Here is a 25,252-nt window from a genome sequence, read left to right as displayed (position 1 = left end):
TGGTTTATTTCCGTTACAATGATAAATGAAACCTACATACATCATTTTGAGGAGGAACTTTTCATGCGTGACCCGCGCCTAACACAACTCGCAACGAATCTTATCAATTATTCAGTAGCACTTGCTCCTGGTGAAAAAGTCTTGATCGAGAATTTCGGAATCGAACGTGAACTTGTCGAAGCACTCGTTGATGCCGCTTATGAAGCCGGCGGTCTTCCATTCGTCCTCTTAAAGGATAACCGTGTGTTACGGAAATTGTACCGCAATGCGTCGGAAGAACAACTTCAGTTGATGGCAGACATCGAACAAAAACAAATGCAGGCGATGGATGCTTATATCGGTCTGCGTGCCGGAGACAATATCAATGAACTTTCCGATGTCCCGTCTGACAAAATGAAGCTGTACGGTAAAACGCTCGGTAAAATGCATACCGAAGATCGTGTCAAAGGTACGAAATGGGTCGTATTGCGCTTCCCGACGACTTCAATGGCCCAACTGGCGAACCAGTCGACAGAAGCTTTCGAAGATTTCTACTTCGATGTCTGTACGCTCGATTACGCGAAGATGGGTGAAGCGATGACGCCCCTCGTCGATTTGATGAATAAAACCGACCGCGTTCGTCTCGTCGGTCCCGGAACAGACCTGACTTTCTCAATCAAAGACATTCCAGCCATCAAGTGTGCCGGCAATGCCAATATTCCGGACGGAGAAGTCTTTACGGCACCGGTCAAAGATTCGATCAACGGAACGATTTCATACAATACACCTTCCCCTTACCAGGGCTTTACCTTCGAGAACGTCAAACTGACGTTTAAAGACGGTAAAATCGTAGAAGCGACAGCAAACGATACAGAACGGATCAATCAAGTATTTGATACAGATGCCGGAGCCCGTTTTGTCGGAGAATTCGCAATCGGTGTCAATCCCTTTATCCATCATCCGATGAAGGATATCTTGTTTGATGAAAAAATCGATGGCAGCTTCCACTTTACACCCGGTCAAGCATACGCCGAGGCATACAACGGAAACGACTCATCCATCCATTGGGATCTCGTGAACATCCAACGTCCTGATTACGGCGGTGGAGAAATCTGGTTTGATGATGTCTTAATTCGTAAAGACGGTCGATTCGTCTTACCTGAACTCGATGTCTTGAATCCTGAAAACTTAAAATAAGGAAAAACGGACGGCTCATTCCATAGAGGATGCAGCCATCCGTTTTTTTTTGACTTATTTTTTTAATGTTGCACGCAACATCCAAATCTGTTTTTCGATTTCTTTTGCTTGTGCCAATAAATCATCTTCAACCGTCACGTCTTGCGATTCAAGATGGACGATTGCATCCAGCATTTCCTTACGAATCTGTTGGAAGTCACTGATGACCGACTCGACCATTTCATCTGCCGATAGACCCGGTTTCGCTTCTTCAAGCGTCGTTTGCTCCAAATATTCCTTCAGCGTTGCAGAAGGCATTCCATTGTTCATCAACAGACGTTCTGCCACGACATCGTATTGTTCTGAAACCCATGTGTATAATTCTTCAAGCTTTACATGTAACGTCAAGAAATCAGGACCTTTAATGTACCAATGGTAGTTATGGAGTTTTACAAACAGGACACCATAGTTTGCCACCTGTTGATTTAAAGCCGTCTTAGCATGATTACTAATCATTATCGATTTCTCCTCTCATAAAACTGTGTTTTGTTCTATTTCATCTTTATCCTTAAATAACAAAACTTAAACATGATTTCACGAGAGATTCTTCGAGCATGCAGTAATCAAATTTCTTACTGAGACCGTTTCAATCCTTTGAGCATATAACCGCCTTTGAAATCAACCGAATCAAAAGCGACAAGAAATGCTTTCGGTTCATATTCCTCGACCAGGTTACGCAATATTTTCATTCTTGTCCGGGCTGCCAGTACGTCCAATCGATAACGAATTCCATCACGACCTTGACCTTGATAATGTGTGACTCCGAATCCGTTATCCCGGATAACCTGAATCAACTCTGCCGGAAACTCTTGTGTGTGAACTTGAATCATATTGTATCCAATCGCGAGCTTCCGTTCGACGAATCCTCCGATCAGAATACCAAGACCGAATCCCAGGGCGTAGACAATCATTCCGACTGTCGTCAAGTCACGGAATACGATACCGAGCGCAAAGATATAAATCAACGTTTCAACCGTTCCTAACACACCTGCAATGATTGTTCTTCCTTTGACGAGCATGATGGTACGTAATGTCAAAACAGGTACGTAAATCAGCTGTAACAGTAAGATGAGTAAGATTTGTCCCATGACGTCTTTCCTTTCTAAATAACATACCCCCACTATTCCAAAAATCAATTCAAGATGCAATCAAAACTTTACGACAACCTACCTCAAAATCGCTTCAGGTTTTTTGTTTCACGAAACCGACAAAAAGGACACTGACAAATGAATGTCAGTGCCCTACTCAGGATGTTATTTCGTGTTTTCGTACTGGTGTTGATACGTTTGAATGTCTCCTGCTCCCATAAAGAGCAATACGGCATTTTCGTGTTTACTTAAGAGTGATACATTGTCCCGTGTCAAAATATCCGAGCCCGGCACTTTTTCTTGTAAGTCTTCTACGCGGACCTGGCCTTCCTGCTCACGTGCCGATCCAAAGATTTCACACAGATATGTGGCATCCGCCTCGCGTAATGATGTCGCAAAATCATCCATGAATGATTTCAAGCGAGTATACGTATGCGGTTGGAAGATCGCTACGACTTCACGATCCGGATATTTCTTGCGTGCAGACTCAATCGTCGCACTGATTTCTTTCGGATGGTGCGCATAATCGTCAACAAGAATCTGCGAACCGAAGTTAGATTCACTAAAACGACGTTTCACTCCGCCGAATGTAGACAGACGTGCTGCTACCTCTTCCTTGTTCAATCCTTCGTACTGGCAGATCGCGATGACAGACAGTGCATTCAAGACATGGTGACGACCAAATCCAGGAATCAGGAATGTCCCGTAGAAGTCATCCCGGAGATAAACGTCAAACGATGTTCCATCTGGAGTCGACGTTGCATTTTCTGCACGGAAATCATTGTTTTCGCCAAAACCGTAATACAGAATCGGAACATTCGCCTGAAGGTTTTGGAGATGTTCGTCATCTCCACAAGCCACGATTGCTTGTTTGACCTGCATCGCCATCTCCTGAAATGCGGATACGACGTCATCAATGCCTGTAAAGTAATCGGAATGATCAAAGTCAATATTCGTCATGATGGCATAGTCCGGCTTGTAATACAGGAAGTGGCGTTTGTATTCACACGCTTCAAACACAAATGCTTTCGCATCTTCTACACCGGCACCTGTTCCATCACCAATCAAAAATGCCGTTGGTGTAATGCCACTCAAGACATGTGACAGTAACCCGGTCGTCGATGTTTTACCATGCGAACCGGTAATGGCGACAGACCGGTATTCATCTGCTAAATAGCCTAAGAAATCATAATAATGATAAATCGTTAAATCCAGTTCCTTTGCCCGAGCAATTTCTGGATGTTCATCCCCAAAAGCATTTCCTTGGATGATGACTTGATCTTCTTTAATGTTGTCCGCACTAAACGGGAAAAATGGAATTCCTTTTGCCCGTAAGGCATCCTCCGTAAAAATATGCTTGTCAATATCAGAACCTTGTACTTGATGATTCATTTCATGCAGTACTTGGGCGAGTGCACTCATCCCTGTTCCTTTAATCCCTACAAAATGATAATTTGTCATATATGAGCCCTCCAATTCACGTTCCGGTCCGTACCATCGGGCTTGGGTACAAAACCTGTACCATTATAGCAAACCGACTTATTATTTACCATTTAAATTATTTTGTTCCCGACGCGCACGATACATGGCCATCAAGTCTTTTGTCGTCATCACGACGTTTACCGGCGGTCCGACCGGTTTTTTAATTTGAACCGGCTGGTCTGTAGGTACCTTTTCTGACCCACTATTTTCTACTTTGATTTCAGCGACTAAATCGTTTTCAGCAGAGGGCACTTCTTCTACCCGTTTGACCGGCTCCTCCGTTTGGGAATCGACGTGTAAAGTACCCGTTGATAACTGGACAGGTTCCGCATCTTCTCCGTGAACAGCGTGCTCTTCCAAAGTCATTTCAGACTTTTCTTCCACAGAAGTCTCTTCAGGAGTCTCTTCGATTGCTTCTTCCATCGTCTCTTCTTTACTCATTTCTTCTGTAGCAGGATTTTCTGACACTTGAACGGTATCGTTTACTTCAATAATATCGTCTGCTGCAGGAAGAGAACTTTCCGTCGTCACATCTGCTTCGACTTGTTCTTCCGAAACGTCTGACGAAGAATTTTCTTCGATTGTCGGTTCTGGAACGAGGATGTCTGCATCTGTCGTCGGTACTAAGCCAGCATCCGCTTCGGTTAGATCCGTCTGTTCCATCGTCTCGATCCGCGACTCTTCGTTCAATTCTTCTGTCTCATGTTCAAGCGACTCTTCTGATTTTTCCTCTTCCTGTACACTTGAAACATCGACTTCAGATTCTTCCGAATGGATTTCCTCTTGGATCGACCGTTGCTTTCTAGGCCGTTGGAATCCGTAAATAGGCGATGGAACATCCGTCAACACGAAACGATCTTCACGCTCTTCTTTTTTAGGCCGTTCAACGGGTTTTGTTTCTTTTTCGCCTGCTAATTCACGTCGAATTCGTGCTGCCTGTTCCTTTAACGACTGTTCATAACGATTGCTCATTCCCTCACCCCTCCATCTTGTTAAAAAATCGGCCGAATTATCGACCGATTAAAAATGCTTCTCCCGTTTTTGCCGTATCCTCGAGAACAAGAATTCCTTTTTCCTGCGGTGCATCCGGCAATGCGAGTTCCCGTGCAGAACAAAGCATTCCACTAGAAGCCACTCCACGTAAAGCGGACGGACGAATGATTAATCCGGACGGCATGACTGCGCCGGGTTTAGCGACCACTACTTTTTGTCCGGCAGCAACGTTTGGTGCTCCACAGACGATTTGCAATGTCTGATCATCCACCTCTACTTGACAGACCGACAACTTTTCCGCATCTGGATGTTTTTCAGCAGATGATACGAATCCGACTACGAATTTAGGTGAATAATCAATTTCACGTGGTTCGAAATCGACGCCGTTTTCTCCTAATACGCGTTGAACCGTTTCAACAAGCTCCGGTGTCAATTCGACCGGTCCTACAGCATTTAATTCAAACTGCTTTGATGCTTCGAAGATGTTATAGCCAATGACGTCTTCGCCATGGAAAATCGTTGCTACATCGCCTTTTCTTTCGGCAGTGATTTCAGCGCGTGGTGCATCTGCCAAGATGACCATCAGGACGTCTCCGACACCTTCTTTATTATAAAAAACATTCATGCAATCCATGACTCCCTTCAAACTTTCTCACAATGCCTATTGTAGCAGATTATTCAACTTTTCGGATGCTTGTTTTTTGCAAGAACGAAGACAGGCTCCAGTTTACCTTCTTCATACATGAACGGAAGCGCCGTTACCGGAACCCGTCCATTCGTGAAGAAATCGAACATCAATTGTTGCAAAACATCATATCCTGCATCATTTCGGATATCGGCAAAAATCAGGACATCCTGATGCGGAATCCCGACAGCAAACTCACCTGTCATTTTTTCGGCGTAGTCGCTCAATAACTGTTTATTTAAGACACGACTTGCTTCATATCCGTCACCCGTACTCAGGAAATAAAAGATGTTCCCGGCTACTTCGTCCATTTTAAAAGGGGCTTCCAATGTTTTTAAATTAAAGCGGGCCGCTTCTGACAAATGTTCCGTCGACCACCCTGCCTGATTTAACAATTCTTCGTCAATCAACCGGTACGTGGCACCTAAATCAAGCGCGTACATGATTTTCGTTTCACCGGTATGAGGTGTGCTGATGATTTTCTTACCATCTTTCGTTTCATCCGCAAAGGATTTTGCGCGAATGACCGGGAAGACTTGTTGCTCATGACCAATTAAAGAGACCGGTTCCGTCTGTTCCAGAACGGCTTTGATGTATTCAATCGTTTCTTCGACTGCGATGACACCGCGACGCTTCGCTTTCGCTACAAGTGGATTTAATCCCAGATCGACTCCTGTACGATCTTTTTTCCGTTCGATGCGCAGCACCGATTTTTCACGATCGAAATACGTTGTATAGTAGGTTGTATCAAATGCCTCAGTAACAAGGCGGCGAATTTGTTGTAGTTCCATGAATCCATTTCATCCTTTCCTATTAAAAAAAGCGAGTCAGCACTCGCTTTTGTCTCAGACTGTTTCTAAAAAGGCTGTAACCTGTTCAGGTGTTTTTCGTTCTTTCCCGACATAACGGCCTGTCTCTTCATTTTCACGATACGCGACGAAACTCGGGATCCCGAAGATGTCCATTTCCTGGGCAATTTCAATGTGCTGATCGCGATCGACGTAATAAAAATTGAATTCATTAAACGTCTGTTCCATCTCCGGCATGAACGGATCTAAAAACCGGCAATCCGGACACCAATCCGCCGAGAAAAGGAAAATCGATTTTTCTTTTTTCGCTTGGTCAAATTGTTCTTTTGATTCTAACTTTTTCATCTGTTACACTCCCTCAATACTTGCTTTTTCATTGGGTCCATCATAGCATATTCGAATGTTTCTGTGCGTTTTGGCGCTCTGTTTGCTATACTGCAACTAGAAAATGTCCTGAAAGGAAATTATTATGACTGATCAACCTGTTAAACATCCTTTCGAACGATTTGTAGGTTTTGTCGGCATGACAAGTTGTCTCCGATATGGCTATTCGTTCATCGATTCCGAGCGTAGCCTGCCTCAAATTTTGATTTTTCTCGTGGTCGGATTCGCCCTCATCATGTTACTCGAAGCCATCGGGAAACGGCTCGCCAGAAAATTACCAATCGTTCGGATGCGTTACTTGATTCCACTCTATCTTTTATATTTGTATGTCTTTTTCACAAGTTTTTATTCCAGTTCTTTTGGTTTTTCGCTGTAAGAATTTAAAAACGGGCGATGGATACGTATCCATCGCCCGTTTTTATTTTTTACCTCTTTGAAACACGTGTTGAACACACATCTCTTCATTAGTAATCGATTTTCAAATCCCCGTCTTTAATCCGCCCCATGCGGTGCAAAGCCCGATAAATCAAATAACTGAGCAGAGCCGGTGCGAGGAAGCATAAAACGAAGACCGCTAAATAATACTCCGCTTCAAACCCCATCGTTTTCAGTAGCATCAGGGGACCGACAAGTCCGCTCGTCCCCATACCCGATCCTTCAGGATTACTTTCGAGTGTCAATAAGACGGTCGCAAACGGAGCAAGCAGCGCTCCCGCCAGTGTCGGCGGGACAATCGTCCATGGATTTCGAATGATGTTCCCGACTTGTAACATCGACGTACCGATTCCTTGGGCAATGAGTCCACCAATCCCGTTATCCCGGTAACTAATGACACCGAAACCAATCATTTGCGCCGCGCAGCCGATGGTCGCAGCACCGGCTGCCAGTCCGTCAAGACCTAACATGATACCGAGGGCGGCACTTGAAATCGGGGCTGTCAAGGCGAGACCCATGACGGTCGCGACAAAAATCCCCATGATCAAGGGTTCTCTTTCTGTTCCCCACCGGATGACTTCGCCTAAATCGGTCATCAATGTTCCGATCCAGGCACCGACATACTTACCACTTATAAAACCGACGAGCAACGTGATGAACGGCGTCAGGATGATATCAAGACGTGTCGTTTTTGAAATCAATTTTCCAATCTCGGTAGCAATGACAGCTGCAACATAACTTCCGGCTGGCCCCCCTGCTTCATAACCAAAAGCACCGACAGCAACGGCAGAAAATAAGACGAGCGGCGGAGCTTCGAGCGCAAAGGCGACCGCCACTCCGATTGCCGGTCCGGTCAGCGCGATGGCCTGTTCACCGACCGTAACGAGCATCCCCGCTTCGATTCCTTTTGTGATTAACCCTTCACCAATCGTCTTTAAAATTAAGCCCATGATTAAAGAACTGAATAATCCTAACGCCATATAACTGAGCACTGTAATAAAATATACTTTCGGACTAAGTAAAATCCCTTTTCTTTTTAACAAGATGCCACTTCCTTCTGTTTGAAATCAGATTCATTATAACAAACCCTAAAAAAATGGCATACATTTGTTTTTCATGTGACAAGACAGTTGGGGCATGAAAAAGAGGATGCACAAAAGCATCCTCCATTATCTTCATTTGATTTGTAATGTTGCAAGCGTCGTCGCATCGAGTTGTGTGACAAGTTTCTTGAGTAATTCTTTTGCCGCATCATAGTCATCCGTATGCATGATCGAGGCATGCGTATGAATGTAACGTGCCGGAAGACCGACGACCGTCGTCGGAATGCCGTTATTCGAACGATGAACGACTCCCCCGTCCGTTCCGCCTGCACCGACATAGTATTGATACGGAATCTTGTTTGATTCCGCTGTATCGAGAACATAATCCGTCATTTCTTTCGATAAAATCATGACGCTGTCCTTAATGCGTAACAACGGTCCTTGACCGAGCTGACCAAATTCTGTTTTATCACCTGAAGCATCGTTGGCTGGTGAGGCATCGACGACAAAGGCAACATCGGGATCAATCAGGTTCGTTGCTGTTTGTGCACCGCGTAAGCCGACCTCTTCCTGAACCGTCGCCCCTGAGAATAAGACGTTTGGATGATCCGACGCTGTCGTCTCTTCCAACAATTCGATCGCCATGCCGACGCCATAACGGTTATCCCATGCTTTCGCCATGATTTTCTTCGGATTTGCCATTGGCGTGAACGGGAAGAACGGAACAGCCGGAATACCCGGACGAATACCGAAAGATTCTGCTTCTTCTTTTGAGTCTGCCCCGACATCGATGAACATATCTTTGATTGCCATCGGCTTATTCCGGACTTCATCCGTCAATAAATGTGGTGGTATCGAGGCAATGACACCGGGAATGATGCCGTTATCCCCACAAATCGAGAATCGTTGTGCGAGCAGTACCTGACTCCACCAACCGCCGAGCGGTTGAATCCGGAGCATGCCGTTTTTCGTAATCTGCGTTACCATGAAGGCCACTTCGTCCATATGACCGGCAACCATAACCTTCGGACCATTTTCCTGCCCCGTCCGTTTGCCGAAAATCGAACCGAGACCGTCCATGACGATTTCATCGGTCACCGGTGTAATGCGTTCTTTGACAAAGCGTCTGACATCATGTTCAAATCCAGGTGCACCATTTAATTCCGTCAACGTTCGAAACAAGTTTCTTGTTTTTTCATTCATATGTATCGCCCCCTGTTCATTCATTATACAAAATTTTGCTTCAATCACTTAACCTTTTGTTTCTCACTGGACGAATTATTTGGTACAGTAGGAATAGAACCTGTAAGGAGGGGAATTTTAATGAAAAAACGCTATTGGATTATCGGTCTCGCAGCAGCGGTCGTTGCCGCTTTCGCAGTCAAGAAGGCTGTCGACAACAAACAACTCTCTGCCGAGGAAGCGCTCGAAATCACGAAACGCACATTTTCAGCAAAAGGACGTGTCCAAGGTGCATGGATCTCTGCAACACCAGAGGCGTACGCATACGAGTCACGTGACTACCAAAGCTACAAAGGTGGCATCTCGGTCCTTGAAGGTGACGATGAAAAAACGTATCAATTCACAGTTGATGCGGAAACAGGTGCTTTACTCGAATACGCATAATAGACGGACCATACTTCGATCGACGAAGTATGGTCTTTTTTAAAGAAAGGAGCCTCGATATGTCTTTACTCGCTATCTTCTTCGTGCTGCTAGTTGCTGTGGAACATTTTTATATCATGGTACTTGAAATGTTCCTTCTATCATCTAAGTCTGCCAAACGTACATTCGGACTAACGGAAGAAGCGGTCTCGAATCCGCAAATCCGGACATTATTCGCCAACCAGGGCCTTTACAACGGGTTTCTTGCTGCCGGTCTGATTTTCGGACTGATTCTTGATTCCCCCGCTGTTCAGTTGTATTTTCTCGGATGCGTCATCGTTGCCGCCCTTTACGGTGCAGCTACTGCAAATGTCTCGATTCTTTTCAAACAAGGACTTCCGGCCATCATCGCTTTTTTACTCGTTTTATTTGTCTAAAAAAATCCCCTGTCCGTCCCGACGAATCGGTTCAGACAAGGGATTTTCATGTGTTAAAAAAAGATTAACGCGGGTTATCATTACGCTCGTAGATCGGGTTCATGTATTCACTTGTTGAATACAGACGCGGTACAACAACGTATAGCATGATAGCCGGTACTGCAATGAGTAATAACATCAGTAACATCGGTAACCAGTAAACCACCTTTTGGTGCAGGTTATCCGAGTTGCTGTCGATGTATTCTTTGACGCCTTTTACTTTAGCCGCATCTGCGCTTGTAAGTAATTTACCGCTGTCTGCGTTATAAAAATGAATTTCACGTTTCATCGTGATGAAGATTCCATCACGAACTGTCTCGATTACCGCGATTCCACCGATAATCTGTTCACCTTTTTCACCAGTGAATGTTTTTGGATCTTCAATTTCTACAGAACCTTTTTTATAGTCGTAATGTGTACTCTTCAAATCCTCATCAAGTGCTTTTTGCATAGATGACGTATCAATCGCAGCGAATACCGATTGTCCGATACTCAATGCGAGAAAGAGTGCCGTTACGAAGGCTAAGCTTTTTTGCCACATCCCCAATTTCCCCCTTTACCTGTAAATACAGTTCTTCAGTCAACAACATTGTACCAATTAATAAGAAAAAAGTGTGAAAGAAATGCTAGGAAAATAAGAAAACTTTTTGTCTAAATTATTTCGTATACGTTGCTTCCATCCGATAAATCGGTTGACCCAGTGCTGAAAATCGTTCTTCGTATTCCGTTCTGACGTTATTTTCCGGCTCATTGGCATGCAAATCAAGCGACATCCAGTCGAACGTCATCCCGTAAGCAGACATCGTCATCAGACTTGATTCAAATAATTTCCGGTTATCCGTCTTGAAATGAATCTGTCCTTTTTCCGGTAAAATATCTTCATATGTCGCTAAAAACGTTTTGTACGTCAAGCGGCGTTTGGCATGGCGTGATTTCGGCCAAGGATCGGAGAAGTTCAAATAAACACGGGCAACCTCTCCTTTTTCAAAGAAGTCACGCAAATCTTTTGCATCAACCGTCAAGACACGAACGTTTTCAAGTGGTTCTTCCACCATCTTTTGAACGATGGCGACCGCAACGCTCTCAAACAACTCGATTGCGATGAAGTTGACCTCCGGATACTGTTTTGCCATTCCTGTGATGAAGGCCCCTTTGCCTGACCCGACTTCGATATAAATCGGATTTTCATTTTTAAATTCATTCGACCAGTTTCCTTTTAAAGTCGACGGGTCTGCTATATAGATGGAGGATTGCTCTTTCATATAATCCAGCGCCCATGGTTTGTGGCGTAAACGCATATTGTTCATCCTTTCGATTCTTAAATTATCCGCAGATAAGTTTATCATGATTCGGGTAAATATATAAGATGTTCTTGATTGACGCCAAAAAGAAAGTTCAGCAGATCGTCACTTGAGAATAACTGAGCAATCTACTACACTTACAGTACAAAGTTTCTTGAAGGAGGTTTTAATGATGGATGACTTTTTAATTGCCTGGGGTTCTCCGATCGTCCTTGTCATGGGTGTAGCAGCCCTCTTTGTTTGGGCGACATTCGGGAAAGTGAATGCGGAATAATGCTGACGTGTCAGACATCTTGTGTACATCACAAGGTGTCTTTTTTAGTTTCTGAACGATTCACCTTGGTTTCTCATTAAAACAGATGTATACTTTTTACGAAACAGTTTTCATATTACAGCTATCGAACAACCAAAACTACTGGTAGAAAAGGAGAATTGTAATGAATAAAAAACAAAACAGAGAATCAGAAAAATTAGTACAGAAGAAAACAGGAGCCGATTTGGTCGTGGATACTCTCATCGAACAGGGTGTCGATTACATTTTCGGAATTCCTGGAGCGAAAATTGATTCTGTCTTTAACGTTTTGCAAGACCGCGGACCAGAACTGATCGTCGCACGTCATGAGCAGAATGCCGCTTTCATGGCGCAGGCGATCGGTCGCTTGACGGATAAACCCGGCGTGGTTCTTGTCACGTCAGGACCAGGGGCTTCGAATCTTGCGACCGGTCTCGTCACAGCAAACTCTGAAGGCGATCCTGTCGTCGCGATTGCCGGCGCCGTCACACGAGCTGATCGATTGAAACGAACACATCAATCGATGGATAACCAGGCACTGTTCAAACCGATCACGAACTTCAGTGCTGAAGTTCAAGATGCCGACAACATCCCTGAAGTCTTATCCAATGCTTTCCGGACGGCCGAAACGACATCAGGTGCTGCGTTCGTCAGCATTCCGCAAGATGTCGGATTAAATGAAGCAAACGTTACTTCGTTTAAAGCCGTCCAAACACCTAAACTCGGAATCGCACCGGAAGAATGGATCGATGAGACAGCTACCTTAATCGAACAAGCGAAATTACCGGTCTTATTACTTGGTATGCGTTCGAGTCAACCCCGTGTCGTCGCAGCAATCCGTGCTTTGTTAACACGTGTTTCGATTCCAGTCGTTCAGACATTTCAAGCGGCCGGCACACTGTCACGCGAGCTTGAATCCAATTTTTACGGCCGGGTTGGTCTTTTCCGTAACCAACCGGGAGATGCTTTGCTTGCTGAAGCCGATCTTGTCTTGTCGATCGGATACGATCCGATCGGTTACGATCCGAAATTCTGGAATCAACCGTCTCAGGAGCGGACATTAATCCACCTCGATCAAATGCGGGCTGAAATTGATCATTTCTATCGTCCGGACCGCGAGCTTGTCGGTGATGTCGCAGCAACCATCAATGCTTTATCAGAACGATTAAACGCATTGACACTTTCAGAAAGTTCAACTGAGTTTTTACGTGGTCTTCAGCAACGGTTGGAAGAACGGGACATCCCGCCCATCGCCAAAGATTCGCCACTCACTCATCCGCTTTACTTTATGAAGACGTTACGCGAACAAATTGCTGACGATGTAACGGTTACAGTCGATGTCGGTTCACATTATATTTGGATGGCACGTCACTTCCGTTCGTACGAGCCACGTCACCTTCTATTCAGTAACGGGATGCAGACGCTTGGTGTCGCATTACCGTGGGCGATTGCGGCGACACTCGTTCGTCCCGGTAAAAAAGCCGTCTCGATTTCCGGAGATGGCGGCTTCCTCTTTTCTGCAATGGAACTGGAGACGGCAGTCCGTCTGAATGCCCCGCTCGTCCATTTCGTCTGGCGTGACAGCGGTTTTGATATGGTCGCATTCCAACAGGAAATGAAATACAACCGAAAATCCGGTACATCGTTTGGTGAAGTCGATTTAGTGAAATATGCTGAAAGTTTTGGCGCAAAAGGACTTCGTGTCAATCATCCGTCAGAGCTCATCTCGGTCATGGAAGAAGCATGGCAAACAGATGGTCCTGTCATCGTTGATGTCCCGATTGATTACAGCGATAACATTACACTCGGCAAAGAAGTACACTTGGACCAACTGAACTGATAAGGAGATGGAAGCGATGCAACACGAGGATACGTTACTTCAGATTTCGACAATGATGGCTTTACTCGACGGCGTGTTCGAAAGTGAGACACGCTACGAGTCGATTCTTCCCGGACATGATTTCGGAATCGGAACATTTGATCATCTCGACGGGGAAATGATCGGTTTTGATGGTTCCTTTTATCAATTACGGTCGGACGGCAGTGCCCGTCCACTCGATCCGAAGACGACGACGCCGTTCTGTTCTCTGACTCGATTTGTTCCGGAACAGTCGTTGTCCGTGAAGCAAGCAATGACGAAAGCTGATTTCGAACACTGGTTAAGTGAGCAGCTGAGTACAGTTAACAGCTTTTACGCAGTACGGATTGAAGGACGCTTTTCCGAGGTCAAGACACGCACAGTCGCTCGACAGGAAAAACCCTTCCGTCCGATTACTGAAGCCGTTGCGACGCAAAGTGCCCGGACATTCGAACAGATCGACGGGACATTAGCCGGTTACTTCACACCCCGGTTTGGTCATGGAATCGCAGTCGCAGGTTACCACCTTCATTTCATCGACCAGGAACGAAGCGGTGGAGGACATGTCTTCGACTATACGGTACAGGACGTAACGGTCACGTTCGAAGAAAAACCACGGTTGGATTTACGTTTGCCGACAACAGATGCCTATCGTCAAGCGGATCTCGAAAGTCACGATATCGAAAAAGAAATAAAAATTGCTGAAGGCTAAAAAAATGTGCGGACACAGAATGATTCTGTGTCCGCACATTTTTGATCGTTTAAAGCCCCGTTATGTTGAAAGTACCCGGCGTTGATTTAATCTTCCTGCTCCATCTCGAGCAGTTGGGCCAAGAAAAGATAACTCTCTGCTGCATCAGGATGCACGGTATCTTCATACCAATAAATCGAGAGTACCGCCTGAGCCACGACATACCAATACATCCGCTGTTTCAGATCTGCCGTCAACGGATGTCCGTAATTCGCAAACCATTCCGGCCAACACTCTTCGTCGACATAACTGTATAACATCATTCCAAGATCATAAGCACGATCCGCGATGATGGCATCATCCCAATCATTGAGATACAGATGTCCATCTGTTCCGACCAACCAGTTATTATGATTCAAATCCGAGTGACAAACGACTTGCTCGTCCGTTCTAACAAAAGGTAATTGTTCTGACAGATAGCCGATTGCCTGCTCAATCAATTCCGGTTGTTCCAGTTCAGCAGGTTGAAAATACAGCCGACATTGCCGTAAAAGTTCATCCGGTTCGATCGGACGCTGATCCAGTTGTTGTAACATGAACAGCAATTCCTTGGAGTCATGAATTTTTCCGAGCAACCTTGCGACTTCCGGCCGTTCCATCATTTCCGGTTCCAGTTCTTGCCCCTCAATGAATTGCTGGGCACTGATGACATCTCCGCTATAAATCCGCTTCGTCCAAAGCAGCTTCGGTACGATTCCATCCGCTGATAAAATCGCCAAAAATGGCGAGGAGTTTCGTTTTAAAAAGAGTTTTGACTGCCCTGTCGAGGCAATATATGCTTCTCCCGTGATTCCGCCTGCTGGCGTAAGGGTCCAGCCTTCGCCAAGCGCATCTAAAATATCTAATTCCATTATAATCCGCTCAACTTTTTAGTAGATTTGCCTTAAGGCACAATGATTATCTTAACATGTGGCGATCGTTGTTGACAACGGAAGGACCGTGATCTGCGAAACACCCTTTTCAAGTGGCGTAACGGATGCTTCATTTCCGCGGACATGTACATTCCATCTCGGATGATCGAGCGCAATTTCAATCTTTTCAAACGTCACATTATGAACGACAAGCGTCCGTTGCCAGGCATCATATGAATGAACGGCCTCTACTTCGTAGGCGATGACACCCGGATGCATCGGCAAAAAATGCATCAATTCTTGCACTTGATTGGCTCGGTGTAACCGGAATCCTCCGTGCATCCGACGGATTTGTAAGATATTTTTTAAATACTCGACCATATTCGCATGGCGATCGCGTAACGTCCAATCCATCCGATTGATCGCATCAGGTGCATTGTAACTGTTCTCGACCCCTTGTTTTGTCCGTCCGAACTCTTGTCCGGCGTGAATAAACGGAATACCAGCTGCTAAAAAAATAATCGTTTGAGCCAGTCGACTCATTTGTAACCTGGTCACTTCATCCAAATCCGGTCGGGCGAGCGCTAACTTATCATACAAGGTATGGTTGTCATGCGCCTCGACATAATTGATCGAATACGTCGGTTCAGGAAACCGCCCGGTCGTTTGACCGTCCAATGTGATACTCCCGGCCATCCCGTTTCGCACTTCCCCTTCCCACCAACCATTACCCGATACAAAACCACAATCCGTTTCATTGAACGTCGAACCTTTTAACGCATCCCGGAAAACATCGTTAAAATGACCGATCCGAGGCATTTGCGAAGCCACTGAACTGATGGCCTTTTGACGTTGCGGTAAAGGGGTCGCCAAATCCCAGCCTTCTCCATAAACAAGAATGGTCGGGTCGATATGATCTAATGCTGCCCGGACATGGTTCATCGTCTCAACATCATGAATCCCCATCAAGTCAAAACGAAAAGCATCCACCTGAAAAATGTCCGCAAAATACGTCAGGCAATCAACAATCATCCGTCTCATCATAAACCGTTCCGATGCCGTATCATTCCCGACACCTGTCCCGTTGGCAAGTGTCCCGTCCACTTCATAACGGAAATAGTAACCCGGTACCAGATGTTCGAGTGCGGATTGTTCCCGAATATAGACATGATTCATGACAACATCAAACGTCACCCGAATTCCTGCCGCGTGCAACTGTTCGATCATCTCGACATATTCAAGAATCCGGACTTTCGGATCGGTCGGGTTACTGGCATAACATCCGGTCAGTGAAAACCATTGAACAGGATCATATCCCCAGTTATAAGGAAGACGACTGACTTCCTCTGTCGTCGTAAACAGGTGAACCGGTAACAATTGAAGATGGGTCACCCCCAACTCAAGTAAATAATCAATGCCTGTCGAACGTCCTTCCGGTGAAACGGTTCCTGTTTCCGTCATCCCCGTGTATTGTCCGGGATGATGCGAGCCGGAAGACGAATCAATCGTAAAATCTCGGATATGCGCTTCATAAATGATGGCATCTGTCGGTTTGATCAACAGCGGTCGTTTCTGTCGATGCGGAAACTGCCGGTTGATTTCTTGCTCGACATCAAGCAAAACAGCAAACTGTCCATTTACGCTGACTGCCTTTGCGTAAGGATCGACGACTTCATGTGTTCCTTGATATGTCGTGACCCGGTAACGGTACCGGCTGTTTTCCCATGTTCGGGGAACTACTAAACGATACGCCCCACGTTCTTGCCGTTCGAAGTCCCTGCTGTCGATTTCGACACCGGCTTGATCGTAGCGAATACACTCCAACCGTTCCGCCAGCGGTGACCAGACGTACAATGAAATCATTTCCGTGTCATAGACGACACCTAAAGGTCCTTCATAACTGTATTTGCGGTCGAATCCCGCCGTTCGGACAATCCGGTTCGGCAATACACGGAATCGTTTCTGATCGGGTAAGATGATTTCATAACACCGTTCTACTTCAACCGCCCGGTCGAGCAGCAGTGTCAATTTGATTGTTCCGTCCGTATCTTCTCGACGTTCAATGAAATAGTTCATCGGCTGACCATCACAGACGAGCAAAAATTCACCTTGCTCAACTTGTGTCGTCGTCTCCATTAGAATGGTTTGAAATGTCACGAACTCAACTGAACACAATCCGACTTGCTGCGTTTCCGATTCATTATTTACCATCTGTTTACGCGACAAGCGAACATCTTGCCGCTTCCCTCCCTATTTTTGAATCCGCCCGTTTTCTTGACTGTTCAGCGCCATTTGAAAGGTCACCGAAACCGTTTCTTTTAAAATCTGTTCGCATACCCGCATTTGAAAAGCTTTTGTATGCACAGCCGACAAATTCATTTTCCGTAGCCAATCCGTGAAGTCCACCTTACTGACATACGTCGTCGTTGTCTCTTTCGGAATTTGATCGAAGTAACCTTGCGATGCAATGACAACACGTTCGATTGGTAACATGAATTCGGAACCTAGAATCAATCGCAGAATATCCTCCGTCCGTTTTAAGCTGATTAATGGATTGACGATATTTTTCGGCGGGGCTTTAAAGGGTTGTTCCCGCCACAGTTTGTTTCGCTTGATATGATAGATACTTTCTTCCCCGTCTAACCAGTCCAGTATATAGATGGCAGAAGGTCCTACGACAAACGGACTGAGTTCAACCTCTCCTTGCTGGTATTGAATGACGGCACGATAAAACATGCCGAATTGATCGTTTAAGAGATGCAACATTTGATAAAAGTCAAGGTGGCGTCTTAAAGGCAAGCGCCAGATGTCTTCTTCCGTCGCTCCGCCCGCCACGTAAATTAATTTTTGGACTTCTACTCGCTTTTTATACCATTTATCAAACGCCGTCTTTGAGATTTGTTTTCCCGGCACTTGAAACATCTCTGGTTTTTTAAAAGGCTGCCACCATTTTTTCGGCCGGATGATCGTCTCACCTGGAAACAGTTCACCCGACTCCCATTTTTTTAGGACATTCGCATAATCCACCCGCTGTTGTTCTTTGAAACGCTTCGAAGCTTCCAGGGGATTTCGTTCATATCGGCTTTCTAAATCATAAAGTTTCATCAGTAATGCCAATCATATCACCTCGTTATTTCTTCCCAAATGGAAATCGTGTGTCTGCCTGATACCGCGGCTGATCGTCGGGGCAAATCTGATACAGAACGATTTCTTTGACATTCAAGCTGCCGCCAGGTGTTTGTTCGGGTGGATGGAGCGATACTTCTTGATTCCACTTCTTCGCAAGAGTAATGTGCGGAACAAACGGTTTAGCCGGATCCGGATCAATCCGTCGGGCGAGCTGAAACAGTTTTTCCTCATGTGCCGGTCCGACGGCAAAAACACGGGGCCGCTCGGCTAGTCCAAACCGTTCAAGGTGATCTAATTTCAAGGTAAAAGCAGAAGTTAGCTGAGCAATTTCCGTCAGTTGACGCCGCCAATTTCTCAACTCGTCCTCTGTCAGCGTTCCTAAAAAACGTAGCGTCAGATGATACTCGTCTGGTTCGTACACCGTTTTGTAATAACGTCCAAGTTTCAGGGAAGACGCGAATCGCGCCAACGTCTCATCAGCAACCGGGATAGCGATGAAGTAGTGTTTTTGCATACGGATCACTCCTTGATTTTTGAGCTGACCAGATACAAACAAGCACCTAACAAGCTACTACCTGTATATACCCAAAATACGGCATAGATGGTCCATTGATCAAAAACAATCCCACTCATTAAATTAAACAATGCCGTCGCAAGACCGGTCGTCGTCGCCATATATGTACTGACTGCCGTCGCCACTGTCGAAGGCGGAACGAGCGAGCGAACATACTCAAGTGCGACCGGAATCAACAGGCCGATGATGAACCCTTGTAATGCCGCCAATATCCAGAGAGTAAAAATCGGCGGCTCAAGCGCCAGTATCCCTGTCCGTACCGCGGATAAAACAGAGATGAACACCAGGACAGGAATCGGTCCAAACCGCATCATGACACGCGTCGCAACACGCATGAACGGAATTTCGCATAAGACGGCGACAAAAAACAGTGTACCGACGAGCGCTGTTGATTCCCCGCGAATCGTCACATAACTTCCAAAGTAATAGTTATTCGCAAAAATCGGTCCGAATACTAAACTTCCACCTGCTAAAAACAGTAAAAAACGTTTGTTTGAAAATAATGATTTTAATGGAATATGTTCACGCTCGACGGTCGAAACAGGCGTTTCTTCAATTCCGATCAACACAAGGAATCCAAGAACAAGCGCAGCTCCGCTGGCATAAAAAATCGCACCGAGTGATCCTCGTTCCGTTACCTGTCCAAGGATAAAGACAGCCAGTGCAAAACCGGCGGAACCAAATAAGCGTAACGCTCCGTAGTCGACTGATTTTCTTTTTGAAAATTCGATGGCCAACGTATCGACAAGCGGAATATGTGCACACTGGAACAATGCCCAAAGTGAAGAAATTAATAACAGGAATAAGTAGACAGACGTCAATAAATAACTCAGTGTTAAGAGCCCCGCAGCGAGTAAAGCCACTAACAACAGACGTTTCGGTCGTCCGAAGCGATCTGCCGCCATGCCCCATACCGGTTGTAAAACAATTGATAACACTGGACCTACTGCAACAATCGTTCCGATTTCGGATGCCGATAATTGAAAGGCATCATTGGAAAAATAGAGTGCCAAATATGGAATAAGTGCACCTTGCCCAAAGAAGATGAAAAAATAAAGGGCTTGAAAATGATATTTTTGACGATGGATCACAACTGAGTCTCCTTCAAGAATCAATCCCCCTATCACAACGGATTCGGGGGATTCATTTCGTTATACTATTTTTTTAAGATGCACTGATGCTTATTTCGCCAATTCGTAAATCGCCTCTGCATAGATGGCAACGGCTAATAAGAGTTCTTCAAAATCAACATACTCATCCACCTGGTGCGCGACTTCCGGTCCACCCGGGAAAACCGGTCCAAATGCGACACCTGCTGTCAATGAACGGGCATAGGTTCCGCCGCCGATCGCAATCAAGTCGGCCTTTTGATTCGTTTGCCGTTCGTAAACCGCACTGAGCGTCCGGATCAGTTCATGGTTCGGATCGACGTGATGGGGCGGCATATGCGTCCGTGTCTGGAGTTCGAATCCGTATGCAATTGCGGCTTCTTTAATCAATTGCAACCGTTCTGTGAAATCGGCACTGTAAGGATAACGAATATTGATTGACGCTGTCCCTTGCCCGTTTTCGTAACGGAACACTCCACCGTTGATCGTCAGGTCGCCTGTCTCATCAGATGCCGCCACTCCAAGTGCAACACCGCGTGAATCGCGGAACATGTGCACGATCATTTCGAGATAACGACGTCCGTTGTAATCCAAATGAAGGGTATGCAAGAAACGCGCCAAATGAAGGGCGGCATTTTTCCCGTTGTCCGGCTCCATCGCATGGGCGGCAACACCTTTAACGTCAAAGACAAGTCCTTCTGCTGTCTCCTTGATTGTCCCTGTCACACCTTGCTTCTCCAGGTACTGATGGAAATCTTCTTCGATCGTCCCCCGCTCAGCGACATGAACCACAGCTGTCGCGTGACCCGGTACCATATTCGGACGTTCCCCGCCTTCAAAGCGAATCAGTTGGTAACCTGTATCCGCGGCTTTAACCGGTTTACCTTGAATCAGTAATCCGTCATATAATCCTTTTTCCGCATTGATGATTGGAAAATCAGCATCTGGTGCAAATCCAAGCGTCGGCATTTCCTCATGCTTGAAATAATGATTCACACAGCGCCATTCACTTTCTTCATCCCCACCGGCAATCAGACGGATCCGTTTTGAAAGCGGAAGTCCCAACTCTTTAACGATTTTTAAGGCATAATATGCTGCCATCGTCGGTCCTTTGTCATCAATCGCACCCCGCGCGATCAATTTCCCGTCAGCCAATGTCGGATTAAACGGGCCGTACGTCCAGTTGTCCCCGCCCGCCGGGACGACGTCCAAGTGACAAAGAATACCGAGTAATTCATCACCTTGACCATATTCAAGGTGACCCGCATATCCACCAACGTTTTTCGTGATGAATCCATCCCGGTCCCCGAGCGCCAGCATCCAATCGAGCGCACGTTTGACTTCCGTTCCGAATGGAGCTCCTTCCTGAATCGTTGTTTCATCGAGAATACTCGGTATGCGTAACAATTCCTTTAAATCAACTAAAAGATCTTCGCGTCGTGCCATGACTTCTTCTTTCCAATTGACCATATGACTTCTCTCCCTTATCCGCTGATTCGTTCATCTTTAAGTATAGCGAAAATTTGACAATTACGAACATCCAAAATACTAAAACTTTTTTTATTGCGTTTTTAACGAACATTAAAAGATAAAAAAAACTTTTCATTCGCCATTGGCTATTAAAAGTTTGTGTTATTTTTGCAAACGTTCGGTTAAATTACTTGCATTCTATATTAAAAGAGTTATACTAAAGGCGAAACAACTTAATTAATCATCGTCTTTTGTCACCCGAAGCTTTAGAACACTATTCTATCCATTGGGGGAGTGGTTATACCAATGAAAGATTCTACAGACCGTATGTTGACCCGGATTAAATCGATTTATCTCTATATCAATGAGAACGGAGCTACTACGACAGCAGACTTGGTTGAAGAGTTCGGCATTACGTCAAGGACCGTCCAGCGCGACTTGAATGTGCTCGAATACAACAACCTCATTGTAAGCCCAAGACGCGGTACTTGGACATCAAGTAAAAAACAACGACAAGCCGGCTGATTAAGATGTTTCCTCACACTATTTTCTGTTACGACGCGAATCCTTCGCGTCTTTTTTTGTTATTTTTTTTTCAGGCAGGGTATATCTAGTTTGAGAAGGAGATGAGCATATGAATATTTTAATTATTGGAGCAAACGGAACAACCGGTCGGAAAATGGTGGAATTGATTGGCAAACAGGGCCAGCATCAAGCCATTGCCGTCGTACGGGAAGAAAATCAAATCAATGATTTGATTGCACTTGGTGCTTCTGAAGTCCGCCTCGGTGATTTGACGAAGAATGTTACAGAGGTCGTCAAGGATGCCGACGTTGTCATTTTCGCAGCCGGTGCCGGTGGTGCTTCGGAAGAATTGACACGTGCTGTCGACAAAGACGGTGCCATTAAAGTGATCGATGCGGCAAAAGCAAACGGAATCGAACGCTTCTTGATGCTCAGTTCAGTTGGTGCTGATCATCCACAAGGTGATTTGAAAGTTTACCTCGAATCAAAAGGTGCAGCGGACCGCCATTTAAAAGACAGCGGTCTTGATTATACAATCGTCCGTCCGGGTCCACTCAGCTATGATGAGCCGAGCGGCACGATCGAGACACAAGAACACTTTGATTCCTATGAAGGACGCGAAGTCTCACGGGATGATATTGCGGCTCTGTTCGTCACATTGATTGACCATCCGACTCAAACTCGTCAGTTTGAAGTACTCAGTGGTCCGTTCCCGATCGCAGAAGCGCTTCGGAATCAATAATCAACAAAGGACGCGCTTCTTTTCGAAGCGCGTCCTTTGTTTTATTCCGGTTTCCAGTCGAACAGGGCTAACTCACCACGTGTAAGTTCCCGGTATTCGCCTGCTTCGAGTGTCGGATCGAGCGGCAGTTGTCCAATCGACAAGCGTTTCAAATACGTCACTTCTTTTCCGAGAGCCAGCATCATCCGTTTGACTTGATGGAACTTCCCTTCGGTAATCGTCAGCTCGAGTGTAGACGTTTCGTCCGTCGCTTCCAGGATGACCAGCTTGCCGGGTTTTGTTTTATAGCCGTCTTCAAGCGTGACCCCTTCTGCGACTTCTTCCACGTCCTCTTCTGTCAGCGTACCGATGACTTCCGCATAATACACCTTTTCAACGTGTTTCTTTGGTGACATCAACGCATGATTGAAGGATCCGTCATTCGTCAACAGCAACAATCCTTCCGTATCCTTGTCGAGTCGTCCGACCGGGAAGGGTTTAAAGTACGTCACATCTTCAAACAATAAATCAATGACGGTTTGATCCCGCTTATCTTCAGTCGCACTGATAACGCCCGGCGGTTTGTTCATCATTAAATAAATGAATTTTTGATACGTGACCGGTTCGCCGTACAGTAATACCTGTTGGCTTTCTGTATCGACATGTTGTTTCGGATCGTAGACGATTTCGCCATCAACCTGAATCGCACCCGACTTGAGTAATTGTTTTACTTCTTTTCGGGATCCTGCCCCCATATTCGAAAGTAATTTATCTAGACGCATTTCCTCGTCCTCGTTTCATTGAAAATTTTCGTCCTAATACAGCTTCCGCTAATCCGCTCCAAATGGCAAGACCTGCAAAGACAATGATTCCGGTTCCTGCTCCGACGATTAAAATGACGAGCGAACCAACCGTCGTAGCAGGAAGCACGACCGATAATCCCCATTTCACAAGCGCGACGCCCGCACCCATGATGGCACTAATGATCATGATCAGTGACGTCCGGCGTAAGACCGTACTGAACGGGAACTGGACCGTTTGCGTAATCCTGAAGAACATCAATCCCGTCGCGACGACGTATCCGAGAATCGTTGCATATCCGGCACCCGTTCCGTCTCCTGTCCAGTGAATCAGGGGAGCATTCAACAGATATTTCGTCAGCAATCCTGCCAATGTCGCCACAATCGTGAAGTACTGCCGGTTGATACCTTGCAATACGGCGGCGGTGACGGAATACAGCGCAAGGAACAACGCACTTGGTGCATAACTCAACAAGTAGACCCATGCAGCCTGATCTTTCGGGAATAAGACATGGAATGTCTCTTCACTCAGCAAAATCATACCGACGACCGCTGGAATCGTTACGAAAAAGGCCAGTTGATAGATTTGCGAGATTTGTTTCCGGACTTTCCGCATATCCCCTTGTGTAAACGAGGCCGTCAACAGTGGTGTCGCGGATAAGGATAACCCTGTCGCGACCGAAACCGGAATCAGGACAATCTTATGACTATCTGCAATCAGATAGGCGGTTGCATTTCCGGCTGCTTCCAACGTGTAACCGATACTTTGTAAAGCCGCATTCATCGTGTTTTGATCAATGACCTGATAAAGAGGTGTCGATAACCCGACCATGACGATCGGAATCGCATACGTCAGCAATTCTTTATACAGTCCTGCTAACGGACGATCCGGCGAGATTGTCGTCTGACCATCGCGTAACGCTTTTAAACCGGGGGCACGTTTTCGGAAATAATAAACGAGCACGACAACACTGCCGATTGCGCCGATAAAGGCACTGAACGTCGCAATCGTCGCTGCCCACGCGGCATCCGTGTCAAACAAATAAATCGCGATGCTGACGCCGGCCAGTAAAAAGATGATTCGCACGATTTGCTCCAGGATTTGCGAAATCGCTGTGGGTCCCATCGATTGATAACCTTGGAAATAACCCCGAGTCATACTCATCGCCGGAATCAGAATCAAGGCAAAGCTGACACCGCGGATCGTCATCGTGACAGCATCGACATACGAAGCCGAATCGACATCTCCTCCCGGTATCGCCCGGTGCGCCAAATACGGAGCCAGTAAAAATAAGGCCAGAAAGGATATTACACCGGTGATGGACATGATTTTTAATCCGGATCGGTATAATCGTTCGCTTGTGTCATATTCCCCCATCGCATTATACTTTGCGACGAACTTCGAAACGGCGACCGGAATACCGGCTGTTGCGAGACCAATCATGATGGCATAATAATTATAGGCATACGTGTAAAACATGATTCCCGTCGCTCCGACCATGAACTGAAACGGAAACAGATAAATCAGACCAAGGGCACGGGAAATGAGTGATGCACCGGACAACAGCATCGTTCCACGAACGAATCCGGTATTACTGGATGAAGTTTCTTGCTTTTTGCTCACAGTCGACATGGATAACCTTCCTCGCACTTTCT

Annotated in this window: 28 protein-coding genes; 9 read left to right on the top strand and 19 right to left on the bottom strand. The window is 45.9% G+C overall.

Features of this window, described 5'->3' with window-relative positions; all coding sequences use genetic code 11:
• The first annotated feature begins 63 nt into the window (after positions 1-63).
• On the top strand, positions 64-1,176 hold the full coding sequence (locus DVG79_RS01840) for an aminopeptidase (protein ID WP_114595228.1): 1,113 nt from the start codon (positions 64-66) through the stop codon (positions 1,174-1,176).
• A 54-nt stretch (positions 1,177-1,230) separates the two neighbouring features.
• On the opposite strand, the gene DVG79_RS01835 is transcribed toward DVG79_RS01840, so the two are convergent.
• The 7 genes from DVG79_RS01835 to DVG79_RS01805 form a co-directional block, all read right to left on the bottom strand.
• Positions 1,231-1,671, bottom strand: a complete 441-nt coding sequence (locus DVG79_RS01835; RefSeq protein WP_026827708.1) for a Dps family protein — start codon at positions 1,669-1,671, stop codon at positions 1,231-1,233.
• A 116-nt stretch (positions 1,672-1,787) separates the two neighbouring features.
• Complete coding sequence (locus tag DVG79_RS01830; protein ID WP_114595227.1) at positions 1,788-2,303, bottom strand: DUF5698 domain-containing protein; 516 nt, start codon at positions 2,301-2,303, stop codon at positions 1,788-1,790.
• A gap of 165 nt (positions 2,304-2,468) precedes the next feature.
• Entirely contained in the window at positions 2,469-3,764 is a 1,296-nt protein-coding gene (murC, locus tag DVG79_RS01825) for a UDP-N-acetylmuramate--L-alanine ligase (RefSeq protein ID WP_114595226.1), read from the bottom strand.
• Between the two features lie 81 nt (positions 3,765-3,845).
• The gene (locus DVG79_RS01820) at positions 3,846-4,757 is read right to left on the bottom strand and encodes a hypothetical protein (RefSeq protein WP_114595225.1); all 912 of its coding nucleotides are present in this window, start codon (positions 4,755-4,757) and stop codon (positions 3,846-3,848) included.
• A gap of 37 nt (positions 4,758-4,794) precedes the next feature.
• Positions 4,795-5,403, bottom strand: coding sequence for a YtpR family tRNA-binding protein (ytpR, locus tag DVG79_RS01815; RefSeq protein ID WP_114595224.1), 609 nt, complete (start codon positions 5,401-5,403; stop codon positions 4,795-4,797).
• A 53-nt stretch (positions 5,404-5,456) separates the two neighbouring features.
• Positions 5,457-6,254, bottom strand: coding sequence for a DUF1444 domain-containing protein (locus DVG79_RS01810; protein WP_114595223.1), 798 nt, complete (start codon positions 6,252-6,254; stop codon positions 5,457-5,459).
• Positions 6,255-6,308: 54 nt separating this feature from the next.
• The gene (locus DVG79_RS01805) at positions 6,309-6,617 is read right to left on the bottom strand and encodes a thioredoxin family protein (RefSeq protein ID WP_114595222.1); all 309 of its coding nucleotides are present in this window, start codon (positions 6,615-6,617) and stop codon (positions 6,309-6,311) included.
• A 124-nt stretch (positions 6,618-6,741) separates the two neighbouring features.
• Here DVG79_RS01805 and DVG79_RS01800 point away from each other — a divergent pair, with 124 nt between their 5' ends.
• Complete coding sequence (locus DVG79_RS01800; RefSeq protein WP_114595221.1) at positions 6,742-7,032, top strand: hypothetical protein; 291 nt, start codon at positions 6,742-6,744, stop codon at positions 7,030-7,032.
• Positions 7,033-7,120: 88 nt separating this feature from the next.
• Here the strand turns inward: DVG79_RS01800 and DVG79_RS01795 are convergent, their stop codons facing one another.
• A complete protein-coding gene (locus tag DVG79_RS01795; protein ID WP_114595220.1) occupies positions 7,121-8,134 on the bottom strand; it encodes a PTS sugar transporter subunit IIC in 1,014 nt (337 codons plus the stop codon).
• Positions 8,135-8,266: 132 nt separating this feature from the next.
• Positions 8,267-9,337: a M42 family metallopeptidase gene (locus DVG79_RS01790; protein WP_114595219.1), complete on the bottom strand. Its 1,071-nt coding sequence runs from the start codon at positions 9,335-9,337 to the stop codon at positions 8,267-8,269.
• A gap of 120 nt (positions 9,338-9,457) precedes the next feature.
• Between DVG79_RS01790 and DVG79_RS01785 the strand changes: the two genes are divergently transcribed.
• Both DVG79_RS01785 and DVG79_RS01780 read left to right on the top strand, forming a co-directional pair.
• Positions 9,458-9,760: a PepSY domain-containing protein gene (locus tag DVG79_RS01785; RefSeq protein WP_012371126.1), complete on the top strand. Its 303-nt coding sequence runs from the start codon at positions 9,458-9,460 to the stop codon at positions 9,758-9,760.
• A 59-nt stretch (positions 9,761-9,819) separates the two neighbouring features.
• Entirely contained in the window at positions 9,820-10,176 is a 357-nt protein-coding gene (locus DVG79_RS01780) for a DUF1304 domain-containing protein (RefSeq protein ID WP_114595218.1), read from the top strand.
• Positions 10,177-10,240: 64 nt separating this feature from the next.
• On the opposite strand, the gene DVG79_RS01775 is transcribed toward DVG79_RS01780, so the two are convergent.
• Both DVG79_RS01775 and trmB read right to left on the bottom strand, forming a co-directional pair.
• A complete protein-coding gene (locus DVG79_RS01775; RefSeq protein WP_114595217.1) occupies positions 10,241-10,756 on the bottom strand; it encodes a hypothetical protein in 516 nt (171 codons plus the stop codon).
• 115 nt (positions 10,757-10,871) lie between these two features.
• Positions 10,872-11,513: a tRNA (guanosine(46)-N7)-methyltransferase TrmB gene (gene trmB, locus DVG79_RS01770; RefSeq protein WP_114595216.1), complete on the bottom strand. Its 642-nt coding sequence runs from the start codon at positions 11,511-11,513 to the stop codon at positions 10,872-10,874.
• Between the two features lie 175 nt (positions 11,514-11,688).
• Here trmB and DVG79_RS16335 point away from each other — a divergent pair, with 175 nt between their 5' ends.
• The 3 genes from DVG79_RS16335 (at position 11,689) to budA (ending at position 14,378) form a co-directional block, all read left to right on the top strand.
• Positions 11,689-11,790 (top strand): cytochrome bd oxidase small subunit CydS family protein, encoded by a 102-nt coding sequence (locus tag DVG79_RS16335; protein WP_426353925.1) that lies wholly within the window; start codon positions 11,689-11,691, stop codon positions 11,788-11,790.
• A gap of 163 nt (positions 11,791-11,953) precedes the next feature.
• A complete protein-coding gene (gene alsS, locus DVG79_RS01765) occupies positions 11,954-13,648 on the top strand; it encodes an acetolactate synthase AlsS (protein ID WP_114595215.1) in 1,695 nt (564 codons plus the stop codon).
• 16 nt (positions 13,649-13,664) lie between these two features.
• Positions 13,665-14,378 carry an acetolactate decarboxylase gene (budA, locus tag DVG79_RS01760; protein WP_114595214.1) on the top strand — a complete coding sequence of 238 codons (714 nt, stop codon included), beginning with the start codon at positions 13,665-13,667 and terminating at the stop codon, positions 14,376-14,378.
• Positions 14,379-14,464: 86 nt separating this feature from the next.
• On the opposite strand, the gene DVG79_RS01755 is transcribed toward budA, so the two are convergent.
• The 6 genes from DVG79_RS01755 to pepV all read right to left on the bottom strand — a co-directional run bounded on the left by DVG79_RS01755 (position 14,465) and on the right by pepV (position 21,550).
• Positions 14,465-15,268 (bottom strand): phosphotransferase family protein, encoded by an 804-nt coding sequence (locus DVG79_RS01755; protein ID WP_114595213.1) that lies wholly within the window; start codon positions 15,266-15,268, stop codon positions 14,465-14,467.
• Positions 15,269-15,319: 51 nt separating this feature from the next.
• A complete protein-coding gene (gene pulA / locus DVG79_RS01750) occupies positions 15,320-17,494 on the bottom strand; it encodes a type I pullulanase (protein ID WP_233494504.1) in 2,175 nt (724 codons plus the stop codon).
• 24 nt (positions 17,495-17,518) lie between these two features.
• Positions 17,519-18,385 (bottom strand): hypothetical protein, encoded by an 867-nt coding sequence (locus DVG79_RS01745; protein ID WP_114595211.1) that lies wholly within the window; start codon positions 18,383-18,385, stop codon positions 17,519-17,521.
• Positions 18,386-18,398: 13 nt separating this feature from the next.
• Positions 18,399-18,911, bottom strand: coding sequence for an RNA 2',3'-cyclic phosphodiesterase (gene thpR, locus DVG79_RS01740; RefSeq protein ID WP_114595210.1), 513 nt, complete (start codon positions 18,909-18,911; stop codon positions 18,399-18,401).
• 5 nt (positions 18,912-18,916) lie between these two features.
• On the bottom strand, positions 18,917-20,062 hold the full coding sequence (locus DVG79_RS01735; RefSeq protein WP_114595209.1) for an MFS transporter: 1,146 nt from the start codon (positions 20,060-20,062) through the stop codon (positions 18,917-18,919).
• Between the two features lie 90 nt (positions 20,063-20,152).
• Positions 20,153-21,550, bottom strand: coding sequence for a dipeptidase PepV (gene pepV / locus DVG79_RS01730; protein ID WP_114595208.1), 1,398 nt, complete (start codon positions 21,548-21,550; stop codon positions 20,153-20,155).
• A gap of 306 nt (positions 21,551-21,856) precedes the next feature.
• On the opposite strand from pepV, the gene DVG79_RS01725 reads away from it, so the two are divergent.
• Together DVG79_RS01725 and DVG79_RS01720 are read left to right on the top strand one after the other, a co-directional pair.
• Positions 21,857-22,075, top strand: coding sequence for a DeoR family transcriptional regulator (locus tag DVG79_RS01725; RefSeq protein WP_012371138.1), 219 nt, complete (start codon positions 21,857-21,859; stop codon positions 22,073-22,075).
• A 109-nt stretch (positions 22,076-22,184) separates the two neighbouring features.
• Positions 22,185-22,817, top strand: coding sequence for an SDR family oxidoreductase (locus DVG79_RS01720; RefSeq protein WP_114595207.1), 633 nt, complete (start codon positions 22,185-22,187; stop codon positions 22,815-22,817).
• Between the two features lie 41 nt (positions 22,818-22,858).
• Here DVG79_RS01720 and DVG79_RS01715 read toward each other — a convergent pair whose 3' ends face one another.
• Together DVG79_RS01715 and DVG79_RS01710 are read right to left on the bottom strand one after the other, a co-directional pair.
• Positions 22,859-23,578, bottom strand: coding sequence for a pseudouridine synthase (locus tag DVG79_RS01715; RefSeq protein ID WP_114596536.1), 720 nt, complete (start codon positions 23,576-23,578; stop codon positions 22,859-22,861).
• Positions 23,565-25,229, bottom strand: coding sequence for a putative polysaccharide biosynthesis protein (locus DVG79_RS01710; RefSeq protein ID WP_114595206.1), 1,665 nt, complete (start codon positions 25,227-25,229; stop codon positions 23,565-23,567). Before DVG79_RS01710 ends, DVG79_RS01715 begins: the two co-directional genes overlap by 14 nt.
• Positions 25,230-25,252 lie beyond the last annotated feature (23 nt).

This window comes from Exiguobacterium sp. RIT594, from assembly GCF_003339585.1.
Classification (GTDB): Bacteria; Bacillota; Bacilli; order Exiguobacteriales; family Exiguobacteriaceae; genus Exiguobacterium_A.
The sequence above is the reverse complement of the archived record's forward strand: the minus strand, read 5'-3'. Positions and strand labels throughout refer to the sequence as shown.

Bases quoted from the DNA above. Each gene is read 5' to 3' on its own strand.
- DVG79_RS01840 (WP_114595228.1), top strand. From the start codon at position 64: ATGCGTGACCCGCGCCTAACACAACTCGCAACGAATCTTATCAATTAT.
- DVG79_RS01835 (WP_026827708.1), bottom strand. From the start codon at position 1,671: ATGATTAGTAATCATGCTAAGACGGCTTTAAATCAACAGGTGGCAAAC.
- DVG79_RS01830 (WP_114595227.1), bottom strand. From the start codon at position 2,303: ATGGGACAAATCTTACTCATCTTACTGTTACAGCTGATTTACGTACCT.
- murC (WP_114595226.1), bottom strand. From the start codon at position 3,764: ATGACAAATTATCATTTTGTAGGGATTAAAGGAACAGGGATGAGTGCA.
- DVG79_RS01820 (WP_114595225.1), bottom strand. From the start codon at position 4,757: ATGAGCAATCGTTATGAACAGTCGTTAAAGGAACAGGCAGCACGAATT.
- ytpR (WP_114595224.1), bottom strand. From the start codon at position 5,403: ATGAATGTTTTTTATAATAAAGAAGGTGTCGGAGACGTCCTGATGGTC.
- DVG79_RS01810 (WP_114595223.1), bottom strand. From the start codon at position 6,254: ATGGAACTACAACAAATTCGCCGCCTTGTTACTGAGGCATTTGATACA.
- DVG79_RS01805 (WP_114595222.1), bottom strand. From the start codon at position 6,617: ATGAAAAAGTTAGAATCAAAAGAACAATTTGACCAAGCGAAAAAAGAA.
- DVG79_RS01800 (WP_114595221.1), top strand. From the start codon at position 6,742: ATGACTGATCAACCTGTTAAACATCCTTTCGAACGATTTGTAGGTTTT.
- DVG79_RS01790 (WP_114595219.1), bottom strand. From the start codon at position 9,337: ATGAATGAAAAAACAAGAAACTTGTTTCGAACGTTGACGGAATTAAAT.
- DVG79_RS01785 (WP_012371126.1), top strand. From the start codon at position 9,458: ATGAAAAAACGCTATTGGATTATCGGTCTCGCAGCAGCGGTCGTTGCC.
- DVG79_RS01780 (WP_114595218.1), top strand. From the start codon at position 9,820: ATGTCTTTACTCGCTATCTTCTTCGTGCTGCTAGTTGCTGTGGAACAT.
- DVG79_RS01775 (WP_114595217.1), bottom strand. From the start codon at position 10,756: ATGTGGCAAAAAAGCTTAGCCTTCGTAACGGCACTCTTTCTCGCATTG.
- trmB (WP_114595216.1), bottom strand. From the start codon at position 11,513: ATGCGTTTACGCCACAAACCATGGGCGCTGGATTATATGAAAGAGCAA.
- DVG79_RS16335 (WP_426353925.1), top strand. From the start codon at position 11,689: ATGGATGACTTTTTAATTGCCTGGGGTTCTCCGATCGTCCTTGTCATG.
- alsS (WP_114595215.1), top strand. From the start codon at position 11,954: ATGAATAAAAAACAAAACAGAGAATCAGAAAAATTAGTACAGAAGAAA.
- budA (WP_114595214.1), top strand. From the start codon at position 13,665: ATGCAACACGAGGATACGTTACTTCAGATTTCGACAATGATGGCTTTA.
- DVG79_RS01755 (WP_114595213.1), bottom strand. From the start codon at position 15,268: ATGGAATTAGATATTTTAGATGCGCTTGGCGAAGGCTGGACCCTTACG.
- thpR (WP_114595210.1), bottom strand. From the start codon at position 18,911: ATGCAAAAACACTACTTCATCGCTATCCCGGTTGCTGATGAGACGTTG.
- pepV (WP_114595208.1), bottom strand. From the start codon at position 21,550: ATGGTCAATTGGAAAGAAGAAGTCATGGCACGACGCGAAGATCTTTTA.
- DVG79_RS01725 (WP_012371138.1), top strand. From the start codon at position 21,857: ATGAAAGATTCTACAGACCGTATGTTGACCCGGATTAAATCGATTTAT.
- DVG79_RS01720 (WP_114595207.1), top strand. From the start codon at position 22,185: ATGAATATTTTAATTATTGGAGCAAACGGAACAACCGGTCGGAAAATG.
- DVG79_RS01715 (WP_114596536.1), bottom strand. From the start codon at position 23,578: ATGCGTCTAGATAAATTACTTTCGAATATGGGGGCAGGATCCCGAAAA.
- DVG79_RS01710 (WP_114595206.1), bottom strand. From the start codon at position 25,229: ATGTCGACTGTGAGCAAAAAGCAAGAAACTTCATCCAGTAATACCGGA.